This is a genomic window from Streptomyces sp. NPDC001406, from assembly GCF_042895285.1.
Taxonomy (GTDB): Bacteria; Actinomycetota; Actinomycetes; order Streptomycetales; family Streptomycetaceae; genus Streptomyces.
The window spans coordinates 338,439-350,262 of the sequence record NZ_JBIAWG010000001.1; the positions used below are offsets into that span (position 1 = coordinate 338,439).

Here is an 11,824-nt window from a genome sequence, read left to right on the forward strand (position 1 = left end):
CCATTGACCTACGCTTACGCGTGAGTAAGTTGACCACCCGGTAAGTGCGTTCGGCAGCAGGGCAGCCAACAGCCGCGACGGGAGCCGTCATGGGCGTACGCAGGGACTTGAAGCGGGCACGGCGGCGCACCGATCTGGCGGCGCGCATCCGGGTCGAGACCGTCAGGGACGAGCACGGCGTCGTACGCGAGGCCCGCACCCCGGCGCTCGCGGCGGCCACGACGACCGGCTCCACCGCCGACCTGCCCTTCACCAACGCGGCCGAGGCCCCGGGCGCCGTGGTCCTGCGCCGCCGTGACAGCGGCGTGTGGCGCCCGGTCACGGCGGCCGCCTTCGCCCGCGACGTCACGGACGCGGCCAAGGGACTGATCGCGGCGGGCCTCGAACCGGGCGGGCGGGTCGCCGTCATGTCCCGCACCCGCTACGAGTGGACCGTCCTGGACTTCGCCATCTGGGCGGCCGGCGGCCAGACCGTTCCCATCTACGCGACCTCCTCCGCCGAGCAGGTGGAGTGGATCGTGCGCGACTCCGGCGCCCGCTACGTGGTCGCCGAGACGGCCGAGAACGCGGCCACCGTCGCCACCGGCACCGCCGGCCACCCCGAACCCCCGGACGTCTGGCGGCTCGACGCGGACGCCCTGGCCGAACTCACCGACCTCGGCCGGGACATCGCCGACGAGGAAGTCGCCAAGCGCCGCGGCACCCTGACCCCCGACACCGTGGCCACGGTCTGCTACACCTCCGGCACCACCGGAAAGCCCAAGGGCTGCGTCCTCACCCACGCCAATCTGCACGCCGAGGCCGCGAACACGGTCGAACTGCTCCACCCCGTCTTCCAGGCGGTCACCGGGCAGACCGCCTCCACCCTGCTCTTCCTGCCGCTCGCCCACATCATGGGCCGCACCCTGCAGATCGCCTGTCTGATGGCCCGTATCGAGATCGGCCACTTCCCCAGCGTCAAGCCGGACGAACTCCGCCCGGCGCTGCGGGAGTTCCGCCCCACCTTCCTGGTCGGGGTGCCGTACCTCTTCGAGAAGATCCACGACACCGGGCGCGCGACCGCCGAGCGGATCGGCCGGGGCGCGTCCTTCGACCGCGCCGACCGGATCGCCGTGCGCTTCGGGGAGGCGTATCTGCGCAGGTTCCTGGGCACCGGCAAAGGCCCCGGCCCCGGCCTGTACGCCGCCTGGGCACTGTACGATCTGCTGGTCTACCGCCGTATCCGCAAGGAGCTCGGCGGCCGCCTGCGGTACGCCATCAGCGGCGGCTCCCCGCTCGACCGCAACCTCAACCTGTTCTTCTCCGCGGCTGGAATCATCGTCTACGAGGGCTACGGCCTCACCGAGACCACCGCCGCCGCCACCATCGTGCCCCCGCTGGGGCCCCGCCCCGGCACGGTCGGCCAGCCGGTACCCGGAGCGGCCGTCCGCCTCGCGGAGGACGGCGAGGTGCTGATCAAGGGCGGGCTGGTCTTCGGGGCGTACTGGAACAACCCGGCCGCGACCGAGGCGGTGCTGCGCGAGGGCTGGTTCGCCACCGGCGACCTCGGCTCCCTCGACGACGACGGCTACCTCACCATCACCGGCCGCAAGAAGGACATCCTCGTCACCTCCGGCGGTAAGAACGTCTCCCCGGCCGTCCTGGAGGACCGGCTGCGCAGCCGCTCCCCGGTCGGCCAGTGCCTGGTCGTCGGCGACAACCGTCCCTTCGTCGCCGCCCTGATCACCCTCGACCCCGAGGCGGTCGCCCACTGGCTGTCCGTACGGAAGCTGCCCGCGGACACCCCGCTGTCCGAACTGGTCCGGGACCCACGGCTGCGCGCCGATGTGCAAAAGGCCGTCGACCACGCCAACGAGGCCGTCTCGCGCGCCGAGTCCATCCGCGCCTTCGCCCTGGTCGAGGGGGAGTTCAGCGAGGACAACGGGTTGCTGACACCGTCCCTCAAGGTCAAGCGGCACGCGGTGACGGCGGCGTACGCGGAGCAGATCGAGGCGATCTACCGCCCGTGACACGCGAACGGCGGGCCACCGGAAGGGACCGGTGACCCGCCGAGGCGGGGAGCAGGCTCAGCCGTTGCTGGTGCCGTTGCCGGACAGGGCCGAGATGTCGTCCAGGACGTGCGACAGCGGCTCGTCGCCCTTGGCCTGGGTCGAGTTCTCGACGCACTGCTGGTTCTGCGGGGAGGAAAGGACGTTGACGTCCTGAACGGCGACCGGGATGGCGCCGACCAGGGAACCCGCGTTCACCTTGGCGGGCAGACCGACGCAGGGCTTGTTCAGCGATCCCTGGACCAGCGACAGCTGCGGGCTCATGTCGCCGGCGGTGGCCGAGTTGCCGAACATCGACGTGGCGTCGGTGCCGCTGGCGGACGTGGTGCCGTTGTCGTTGCCGATGGCGAGCGCCTGCGGGGCGGCCGCGCCCGCGAGACCGGCGACGGAGGCGGCGACAGCCGCGGTTGCCCACAGCTTCTTCATGTTCGTTCCCTTCGAAAAAGCGGACTCCGGGGAGGAGCTGCATGATCGTCAACTGTTCGGAGCGGTTGAGGTTGCGGGGGCTGCTCCGATCGGCCCAGCTCAGTCCGATCATGGGAAAAGGCGCCCCCGTGTCCCCTGGGCGTAACGCAACGTAAGCCAGCGGGCCGCCGAAGACTCGGCGGCCCGCTGGTGACAACCCGGAAGGGGTCCGGGAAGCGTCCGATCAGCTGTTGCCCGTGCCGTTGGCGGACAGCGCCGAGATGTCGTCCAGGATGTGCGACAGCGGCTCGTCGCCCTTGGCCTGGGTCGAGTTCTCGACACACTGCTGGTTCTGCGGGGACGACAGGACGTTGACGTCCTGAACCGCGACCGGGACGAGGCCGACGAGCGAGCCGACGTTCGCCTTGGCGGGCAGACCGACACAGGGCTTGTTGAGGGAGCCCTGGATGAGCGCCATCTGGGGGCTCATGTTGCCGTACGTGGCCGAGTTGCCGAACGACTGGGCGGCCCCGACGCCGCTGGCGGAGGTGGTGCCCGTGTCGTTGCCGGTCGCGAGCGCGGGTGAGGCGGCGGCGGCCGAGGCACCCACGACGGAAGCGGCGACCGCTGCGGAGGCCAGAACCTTCTTGATCACTTGCAGTTCCCTTCTGGAGAAACCCCGTCCACCGGAGCGCCCTGCTTCAACTGGCACCGGGTCGCATGGTTGCTGCAATTCACTCGGTCGGCCCAAACGAATTCAATGCGCCAAACAGGTCCGTTCGGGTGACGGGCCGCAACCATTCACGGCGCTCCCGGTTGAAGTGGACGCAGGAACGTGCGTCTTGGCGAGGAGCCAGGACAGGAAAGGAAAGCGAAATGCTCAAGAAGGCAATGGCCGCGGCGGCTGTCGCCGCATCCGTCGTCGGTGCGTCGGCGGCAGCGGCTCCCGAGGCGCTTGCCACCGGCAACGACACGGGCACCACCTCCGCCAGCGGCGTCGGCGCCACGCAGTCGTTCGGCAACTCGGCCACCGGCGGCGCCATGAGCCCGCAGCTCTCGGCGGTCCAGGGATCGCTGAACAAGCTCTGTGTCGGCCTGCCGGCCAAGGCCAACGCGGGCTCGCTCGTCGGCCTCGTCCCGGTCGCCGTCCAGGACGTCAACGTCCTGGCGACGCCGCAGAACCAGCAGTGCGCCGAGAACTCGACGCAGGCCAAGGGCGACGAGGCGCTGTCGCACATCGCGGACGACGTCTCGGCCCTGTCCGCCAACGGCACCGGCAACAGCTGAGAATTTCCCGCCGCCCAGGAAGAGCGTTTCACTAACGCTTTGTCAATTCTGTAAGGGCGTTAGGGTGAATTCCTGGGTGCCGCGCGTTCCGCAGTTTCTTCGACCGTCTATCCCTCGTTCTACAGCCTGTCGGTCATGGTGCGAGCCGTACAAGTCGTGCTCGCTCGGTTTCGGCCGTCATAGGCATGACCGCAGAGAAGGGAAAGTTCATGAAGAAGACCACTGTCGTTGCCGCCGGCATCGTCCTGGCTCTCGGTGCGGCCGTCCCGGCGTTCGCCGACTCCGGCGCCTCCGGCTCGGCCACCGGGAGCCCGGGCGTCCTGTCCGGCAACGTCATCCAGGTCCCCGTGCACATCCCGGTCAACGTGTGCGGCAACTCGCTGAACGTCGTCGGTCTGCTGAACCCGGCGTCGGGCAACGCCTGCAGCAACCAGTGACGACGTAACGCAACGCGCCGGCCACCCGGCCGCGTTACGGCCGGCCTTGGACCGTTGATCCCTCGATCCTTGGGTTCACTCGCTCCGAGGCCGGTCTCCCAATTCTTCAAGCAGGAAGATCAACGAGATTGCGACAGACCCTGAGTAAGGGAATGGTCGCGGCTGCCGCCGCGACGAGCATCGTGTCCCTGTGCGGCGGCGTCGCGCTGGCCGACACGGGTGCGAACGGGTCCGCCAAGGACTCGCCCGGAGTCGCGTCCGGCAACACCGTCCAGGTACCGGTGCATGTGCCGGTGAACGCGTGCGGCAACTCCGTTGACGTGGTCGGCGCGTTGAACCCGGCGTTCGGCAACTCGTGCGCGAACACCTCGGGCTCCGGTACCGCCGGCACCACCGGTGCGTCGGCCACCGGCTCCACGGCGAACTCGCCCGGAGTCGCGTCCGGCAACACCGTCCAGGCGCCGGTGCATGTGCCGGTGAACGCGTGCGGCAACTCCGTTGATGTCGCCAGCCTGTTGAACCCGGCGTTCGGCAACTCGTGCGCGAACACCTCGGGCTCCGGCAGTGCCACCACCGGCGCGTCGGCGTCCGGCACCTCGACGGACTCGCCCGGCGTCGGCTCCGGCAACACCGCGCAGGTGCCGGTGGACGTACCGGTGAACGTGTGCGGTAACTCCGCGAACGTGATCGGCGTACTCAACCCCGTCTTCGGAAACGGCTGTGCCAACACCGCCACTCCGCCGGGCAGGACCAATACGCCGGTGACCCCGCCGGGTACGACGAGGCCGCCGGTCACCCCGCCGGGCACGACGACGCCGCCCGTGACCCCGCCGGGCACGACGACGCCGCCGGTCACCCCGCCGGGCACGACGACGCCGCCGGTCACCCCGCCGGGCACGACCACGCCGCCGGTGACTCCGCCCGTGACGCCACCGGTCACGCCTCCCGTGACCCCGCCGGTGACGCCCCCGGGCACGCCGCCCGTGACCCCGCCGCGCACGACGACGCCGGTGACCCCGCCGCGTACCGTCACGCCACCGCGTACCGTCACGCCACCGCGTACCGCCACCCCGGCGGCGACGCCTCTCAACACCCCCGGCAGTGACGACCAGGCAGCGCCGCCCCAGCTGGCGCGCACCGGTACGGAGGCCACGCTTGCGGCCTCCGCCGCCAGCCTGGCGTTGGTCATGGGCGGGACGATCCTGTACCGGCGCGGCCGAGCCACGTCCCGTCGGTAGTTCTCCGGGTGCCGGGCCGCCATAGCCCGGCACCCGTGTTTTTCGGCGCGTGCTTCGGCGCCGCCCCCCCGCGCACGTGCGTGCCGGCTGTGACGGCCGCCGCCGTGCGCGCGGCGTTTGTCCGGCACTTGTCCGGCGTTTGTGCATGCTTGTCATGCGCAGGTGGAGCACAGGTTCGTGTGGCGGGCGTTGCCCCACAACTCCGGCCGCTATCCGTACTAATCCCAAAGAAATCAGGCGTCTGTGTCTGATTCGTGAAGATGGTGACTCACTTCTCGGATCACCCCTTTGGGGGCACAACTCGCGGGAGAGCCACGCGTTGACACAACGCCGGGCATCCCCGTCCGGATGTTTGTCTCGACCCCAAGGAGCACCTCTCCATGTCGCGTATCGCGAAGGGCCTGGTTCTGACCACCGCCGCTGCCGCTGCCGTTGCCGGCGGTGCCGGCATCGCCGCTGCCGACAGTGGCGCGCAAGGCACCGCCAGCAACTCGCCGGGCGTGCTGTCGGGCAACGTCATCCAGGTTCCGGTCCACGTGCCGGTCAACGTCTGCGGCAACACCGTTGACGTGGTCGCCCTGCTGAACCCGTCGTTCGGCAACGCCTGCACCAACGGCTGACGTCGCAGCACACCCCTTCGGCCGGCCGTCCGTCCGCGGTTTCCCCGCGGGAGGGCGGCCGGCTTGCGTCTGCCTGCACGGGGGCGCTGACGGCCGTACTCCGGCGGAGATTTCGTATGTCTTGCGCGCACGGGGTTTCCGCCCCGGCCGGAACTCGTTGCACACGGCGTCGGACTCACCCGAGGTGACGTGAGTCGCCGAGAAAGGAACACGATGAAGTCCCTGAAGGCTGCCGCTGTCGTTGCCGGTTCCCTGGCCCTCGCGGGCGCCGCGGCGCCCGCGTTCGCCCACAGCACCGCCGACCTCACGCCCACCAGCCTCAACGGCGGCGTGAACACGCTCACCAAGGGTCCTCTGGAGCTGAACGACGTGATGCCGCTGCAGCATCAGTCGGACGCCCTCGACAGCGAGAACAAGGGCTCTGTGCTCAACGCGGTGAAGGGCGTGACCGGTGCCGTCAACCAGCACAGCCCGCTGCTGGGCGGTCTGCCGCTGCAGAGCTGACCCGCACGTCGGGCGTTCGAGGGGCGTCGGGGACGGCGGGGAACAGCGGGGGACGTTTTGAGAGACGACGAGGGACGCTTGAGAGACGGCGAGGGACGTCAAGAGGCGTCCCTCGTTCGTGTGGAGGCCCCCAGCGGTATCCGCCGGTCGGGTGATGACGCGTCCGGCCGCCCGCCGGCCCATGGATATGGTCGCGCGGTGACCTCAACCTCAAGCGCAACGCGCCCCTTCCACGTCGCCGACGTCGGCACCCTCGTCGTACTCCCCTGGAGCGGCCCGGGCGCCGACGGCAGCGACATGCCGTACCTGCTGGTCTACTCCCTCGGGGACGCGCAGGGCGGCCCGGCGGCGACCGCGGCGGCGATCGAGCGACTGCTGGCGCTCAACGGCCTGCGGGCCGGCGGGGACCTGGTCGACGCCGCCGACAAGCCAGGCCTGCCGGTGACCCTGCTCGTCGAGGCCGGTCAGGCCGTGCTCACCACGCCGCAGTTCAAGGCCCAGTGCGCCGCGCCGCCGGAGTGGCTCGCGGCGGTCGCCGGACGCGGCCACGCCCACCTGGTGTTCACCACCCGCCCGTGGCCCGGGGCCCGCCCCGGTGAGCCGGTCCCCCCGGAGGCGCTGATCGCGTTCGCCGGCGCCGAGGAGACCCTGAACGCCGCCGCGCACGTCCTCCTGCCGGCCCGCAGCCTGCGCGGCTGATGCGGCGGACGGCGGGCACCGGCCGCGCCTTCGCGCTGATGCTGGTGCTCACGGGGGCGGCCGGGCTGCTGGCCTCCTGGATCATCACCCTCGACAAGTTCAAACTGCTGGAGAACCCGGCCTTCGTCCCGGGGTGCAGCCTGAACCCGGTGGTGTCCTGCGGCAGCGTGATGAAGAGCGCTCAGGCCGCGGTCTTCGGCTTCCCCAACCCGATGCTGGGCCTGGTGGCCTACGGCATCGTGATCTGCGTCGGCATGAGCCTGCTGGCCGGGGCCGCGTTCCCCGGCTGGTACTGGCTGACCTTCGAGGCCGGCTGCCTGTTCGGCATCGGGTTCGTGTCGTGGCTGCAGTTCGAGTCGCTGTACCGGATCAACGCGCTGTGCCTGTGGTGCTGTCTGGCCTGGATCGCGACGATCATCATGTTCTGGTACGTGACGTCCTTCAACGTGCTCAACGGCTTCCTGCCCGCCCCCGATGCGTTGAAGGCCTTCCTCGCCGAGTTCACCTGGGTGCTGCCGGTGCTGCACATCGGCATCGTCGGCATGCTGATCCTCACCCGCTGGTGGGACTTCTGGACGAGCTGAGCCCGGCTCAGGGCAGTCGTCGTACCGGTGAACCCGCCAGGTACGCGCGGATGTTCTCGACCGCCTGGCCGTAGTAGGCGGCGTAGTTGTCCCGCGAGACATAGCCGAGGTGGGGAGTGGCCAGGAGGCGGGGCGCGGTGCGCATCGGGTGGTCGGCGGGCAGCGGCTCGATGTCGAAGACGTCGACGGCGGCGCCGGCGATACGGCCCCCGTGGAGCGCGGCCAGCAGCGCGTCCTGGTCGACGATCGCCGCGCGGGAGGTGTTGACCAGGTAGGCGGTCGGCTTCAGAAGGGCGAGTTCGGCTGGGCCCAGCAGTCCGCGGGTGCGGTCGCCGAGGGCCAGATGGACGGAGACGAAGTCGCTGGTGGCCAGGAGGTCCTCCAGCGAGGGGGCCAGGTCGACGCCCACCTCGTCGGCGCGCTCCTTGGTGAGGTTCCGGCTCCAGGCGCTGACCTGCATGCCGAAGGCGAGCCCGATCTGTGCCACCTTGCTGCCGATCTTGCCGAGCCCGAGCAGACCGAGCCGCCGGCCGTGCAGGTCGGCACCGACGGTGGACTGCCAAGGGCCGCCGGAGCGAAGCGAGTTGCTCTCCTCGACGATGCCGCGGGCGAGCCCGAGCAGCAGCGCCCAGGTCAGTTCGACCGGCGGGGTCGAGGAACTCGTGGTGCCGCACACGGTGATGCCGTGCGCCTCGGCGGCGGCGTAGTCGATGACGCTGTTGCGCATCCCGGAGGCGACGAGCAGCCGCAGCCGGGGCAGCCGGGCGATGAGCGAGCCCGGGAACGGCACGCGCTCGCGCAGGGTGACCACGATGTCGAAGTCGGCGAGCGCCGCCGCGAGGTCGTCCTCATCGGCGATGTGCTCGCGCAGCGCGACGACCTCCACCTCGCCCTCAAGTACCGACCAGTCGGCCGAGCGGGTGGCCACACCCTGGAAGTCGTCCAGCACCGCACAGCGAAGTCGCACGTCGTCTCGCCCTCCTCGTCGGCGACTGTACTCGGCGGGCCCTGGGGGCAGTCAGTGGAGCGAGCCGGGTACGGCGTTGGAGGTGCCGGCGATCGAAGGGACCCCGGCCGCGCTGCCCTCGCCGCGCAGCCGGGCCTCCAGGCCGTCGAGGATGGTGTCGAGGCCGAAGGCGAAGCTCTGGCTGAGCAGTTCGGCGGCGTCGGCCCCGCTCAGCACTGCCGTGCGCTCGCACAGCCGGGGGTACTGGGCGGCGATCTCGTCCGCCCGGTCCGCGGGGTCGGAGGCCTTGGCCTTGGCCGCGGCGGCGTGGGTGGCGTCGAGCAGGGCGGTGCCCGCCACGAAGGTGAAGGCGGTGTTCACGGCCCAGTCGAGGTCGTGTCCCTTGAACCCGGCCGCCTCGTAGACGGCGTACGAGTGGTTCTGGAAGCGGGCCATGCCGGGGCCGTGCACGAAGTACGTGCTGATCGCCGGGACCAGCCAGGGGTGACGCTGGACCATCGCGTACGTGTCCTGGACCAGCGCGCGTGCGGCGGTCCGCCAGCCGGTCCGGACGGGGTTGAGCAGCTCGATCTCGCCCCAGACCCGGTCGGCGGCGAGCACCACCAGGTTCTCCTTGCTGCCGACGTGCCAGTACATGGCCGTCGCGGCCGAATTCAGCCGCTTGCCGAGGCGCCGCATGCTCAGACCCTCGACCCCCTCGTCGTCGAGGAGCTCGATCGCGGCTTCGACGATTTGATCGCGATTCAACGTTTCCCGCGGCATGGAGTCAGCGTAGCCGACGGACTTAAACAGTGTTCGAGTCCGCACCGCACTCCGTGCAAGTCGGCTCGGGTGCTCGTGCGGCTTCGTCGTACCGTGCGAAAACCTGCTCTGAACAGCAAAAACGCCCTCCCGGGGGAGGGCGGAGACTCGGCGCCCCCGGCAGGACTCGAACCTGCGGCCAAGCGCTTAGAAGGCGCCTGCTCTATCCACTGAGCTACGGGGGCCGGTGTGGTGGCCTCGTACGTGCTGCCCGGGTGTGGGCTGATCCGTGACGTTGCCGGGGACAAGGATAGAGCTCCCGGATCCATGTCCCTGTTGCTTCGCCTCCGTGGCTCAATGTGGAGGTTCGGTGAAGCGGTCCTGATAATCGCAGGCAGGTACGAATCGTGCACCGCTTTTGGCGTCTCGCGCACCGGGTGTTGTGCACTCGTTATGCCTCGACTGTGCCCGCGTCCCAGTCATCCCTTCCGTCCGATGTGTCCCGTCGGCGCGCAGACATGTCTATATGCTTCAGAATTCCCCCAAAATTGGGCATTCTTCGCATGTGGTGACCTTGGACGTACGGCCTCAGCTGCTCGACACACTCTCCGCCCTGCGCGACCGTGTCGCCGCCGCACGCTTCCCGCTGCCTCTGGCGGGGGCCCCACGCGCGCGTGCCAACCGCGACGAACTGCTCGCACAGCTCGACGACTATTTGGTGCCCCGATTGAGAGAACCCGAAGCGCCATTGCTGGCCGTTGTCGGGGGATCCACGGGGGCCGGCAAGTCGACCCTCGTCAACTCCCTCGTGGGGCGGCGGGTCAGCGAAGCGGGCGTGCTGCGGCCGACGACCCGGACACCTGTACTGGTGTGCCATCCGGAGGACCATCACTGGTTCAGCGGCATGCGGGTGCTGCCCGACCTCACCCGCGTGTGGGTGCCCCAGCAGGAACCGGGGGACGAGCTGCTCCTCCCGGGTGAGGACCCCGCGCGCGTGCTGCGGATCGAGACCGCGGAGAGCCTCCCGCGCGGGCTCGCCCTGCTCGACGCGCCCGACGTCGACTCCCTCGTCGCCGAGAACCGCGTCCTCGCCGCCGAGCTGATCTGCGCCGCCGACATCTGGGTCATGGTGACCACGGCCGCCCGGTACGCCGACGCCGTGCCCTGGCATCTGCTGCGCACGGCCAAGGAGTACGACGTCACCTTGGTGACCGTCCTCGACCGGGTGCCGCACCAGGTCGTCGCCGAGGTCTCCCGCCAGTACGGCGCCCTGCTCACCAAGGCCGGCCTCGGCCACGTACCCCGGTTCACCGTGCCTGAGCTGCCCGAATCGGCCTGGGGCGGCGGACTGTTGCCGGCCAGCGCCGTGGCCCCGCTGCGGACCTGGCTCGTCCACATGGCACAGGATCCCGGCGCCAGGCAGCACGCCCTGGCGCGTACGGCGTACGGGGTCCTGGAGTCGCTGAAGGCCCGGCTGCCCGAGCTGGCCAGCGCCACCGCCGCCCAGTACGCGGCCGCGCTGCGCCTCACCTCCGCGGTCGAGGCGGCCTACGACAGCGAGCACACGCGCGTGCGGGGGCGGTTGCAGTCCGGCGCCGTACTCGCCGGGGGCGCCCTGAAGCGCTGGCGCGCCTTTCCCCTCGACTGCACCGCGCGCGAACTGCTCGACGCCCTGCTGGAGAGCCTGGCGGCGCTGATGCTGTGTGCCGTCACCGCCGCCGACGAGCGGGTCGACCAGTCCTGGCGGCGGGAGCCGGCCGCGAGTGCGCCCGGACTCGTGGAGCGGGACCCGTCCCTGGAGAGCGCCGAGCACCGCATCGGCCTGACCGTACGGCGCTGGCGGCGCGAACTCGAGGAGTACGCCGAGGACGAAGTACGCAAGATCGAAAGGAGTCTCGCGCCCGACGCCGAGATCGTCGCCGCCCTCGCCGCCACGGCGCTGCTGGGCGCACACCGGGCCCGGACCGCGGGTGAGGGACTCGCCGAGCGGATCGGTGTCCACGGTGCGATGCGGCTGCGCGAACGCGCCGGACGGCTGCTCAACGAACACCTGGACCGGGTCATGTACACCGAACGCGAGCGCCGCCTCGCCCCGCTGGACGCCCTTGACGTCCACGCCGAACACCAGGCCGAACTCATCGCCGCGCTGTCCGTACTGCAGAAGGAGAGGTGACCGGTGACCGCCATCACTGACCAGGACCACACGGACCACCCGGAACACCCTGAACGCAGGGGGCACACGGGGCACACAGAGCACACGGATCGCATCGAGCACGCCCGTCACACCGGTGGCG

13 protein-coding genes and 1 tRNA gene are annotated in these 11,824 nt (G+C 70.4%); 9 read left to right on the forward strand and 5 right to left on the reverse strand.

What is annotated here, in order from left to right:
• Positions 1–89: 89 nt before the first annotated feature.
• Positions 90–2,009 carry an AMP-dependent synthetase/ligase gene (locus ACFY1J_RS01520; protein WP_390706689.1) on the forward strand — a complete coding sequence of 640 codons (1,920 nt, stop codon included), beginning with the start codon at positions 90–92 and terminating at the stop codon, positions 2,007–2,009.
• A 57-nt stretch (positions 2,010–2,066) separates the two neighbouring features.
• Here the strand turns inward: ACFY1J_RS01520 and ACFY1J_RS01525 are convergent, their stop codons facing one another.
• On the reverse strand, positions 2,067–2,474 hold the full coding sequence (locus ACFY1J_RS01525; protein ID WP_316754233.1) for a rodlin: 408 nt from the start codon (positions 2,472–2,474) through the stop codon (positions 2,067–2,069).
• Between the two features lie 223 nt (positions 2,475–2,697).
• Positions 2,698–3,108 carry a rodlin gene (locus tag ACFY1J_RS01530; RefSeq protein WP_363295253.1) on the reverse strand — a complete coding sequence of 137 codons (411 nt, stop codon included), beginning with the start codon at positions 3,106–3,108 and terminating at the stop codon, positions 2,698–2,700.
• Positions 3,109–3,329: 221 nt separating this feature from the next.
• Between ACFY1J_RS01530 and ACFY1J_RS01535 the strand changes: the two genes are divergently transcribed.
• The 7 genes from ACFY1J_RS01535 to ACFY1J_RS01565 all read left to right on the forward strand — a co-directional run bounded on the left by ACFY1J_RS01535 (position 3,330) and on the right by ACFY1J_RS01565 (position 7,822).
• Positions 3,330–3,740: a rodlin gene (locus tag ACFY1J_RS01535; protein WP_390706688.1), complete on the forward strand. Its 411-nt coding sequence runs from the start codon at positions 3,330–3,332 to the stop codon at positions 3,738–3,740.
• A gap of 209 nt (positions 3,741–3,949) precedes the next feature.
• Positions 3,950–4,177 carry a chaplin gene (locus ACFY1J_RS01540; RefSeq protein ID WP_390706687.1) on the forward strand — a complete coding sequence of 76 codons (228 nt, stop codon included), beginning with the start codon at positions 3,950–3,952 and terminating at the stop codon, positions 4,175–4,177.
• Positions 4,178–4,329: 152 nt separating this feature from the next.
• The gene (locus tag ACFY1J_RS01545; RefSeq protein WP_390730379.1) at positions 4,330–5,415 is read left to right on the forward strand and encodes a chaplin; all 1,086 of its coding nucleotides are present in this window, start codon (positions 4,330–4,332) and stop codon (positions 5,413–5,415) included.
• A gap of 380 nt (positions 5,416–5,795) precedes the next feature.
• On the forward strand, positions 5,796–6,035 hold the full coding sequence (locus ACFY1J_RS01550) for a chaplin (protein ID WP_316754238.1): 240 nt from the start codon (positions 5,796–5,798) through the stop codon (positions 6,033–6,035).
• 213 nt (positions 6,036–6,248) lie between these two features.
• Positions 6,249–6,539: a hypothetical protein gene (locus ACFY1J_RS01555; RefSeq protein WP_390706685.1), complete on the forward strand. Its 291-nt coding sequence runs from the start codon at positions 6,249–6,251 to the stop codon at positions 6,537–6,539.
• A 198-nt stretch (positions 6,540–6,737) separates the two neighbouring features.
• On the forward strand, positions 6,738–7,238 hold the full coding sequence (locus tag ACFY1J_RS01560; RefSeq protein ID WP_390706684.1) for a DUF5949 family protein: 501 nt from the start codon (positions 6,738–6,740) through the stop codon (positions 7,236–7,238).
• Entirely contained in the window at positions 7,238–7,822 is a 585-nt protein-coding gene (locus tag ACFY1J_RS01565; RefSeq protein ID WP_390706683.1) for a vitamin K epoxide reductase family protein, read from the forward strand. The genes ACFY1J_RS01560 and ACFY1J_RS01565 overlap by 1 nt, the downstream gene beginning before the upstream one ends.
• Positions 7,823–7,829: 7 nt before the next feature.
• Here the strand turns inward: ACFY1J_RS01565 and ACFY1J_RS01570 are convergent, their stop codons facing one another.
• The 3 genes from ACFY1J_RS01570 to ACFY1J_RS01580 form a co-directional block, all read right to left on the reverse strand.
• Positions 7,830–8,789, reverse strand: a complete 960-nt coding sequence (locus tag ACFY1J_RS01570) for a D-2-hydroxyacid dehydrogenase family protein (RefSeq protein ID WP_390706682.1) — start codon at positions 8,787–8,789, stop codon at positions 7,830–7,832.
• 51 nt (positions 8,790–8,840) lie between these two features.
• The gene (locus ACFY1J_RS01575; protein ID WP_390730380.1) at positions 8,841–9,551 is read right to left on the reverse strand and encodes a TetR/AcrR family transcriptional regulator; all 711 of its coding nucleotides are present in this window, start codon (positions 9,549–9,551) and stop codon (positions 8,841–8,843) included.
• A gap of 151 nt (positions 9,552–9,702) precedes the next feature.
• Positions 9,703–9,775 (reverse strand) — tRNA-Arg (locus ACFY1J_RS01580).
• A gap of 320 nt (positions 9,776–10,095) precedes the next feature.
• On the opposite strand from ACFY1J_RS01580, the gene ACFY1J_RS01585 reads away from it, so the two are divergent.
• A complete protein-coding gene (locus ACFY1J_RS01585) occupies positions 10,096–11,703 on the forward strand; it encodes a dynamin family protein (RefSeq protein WP_390730381.1) in 1,608 nt (535 codons plus the stop codon).
• Positions 11,704–11,824 lie beyond the last annotated feature (121 nt).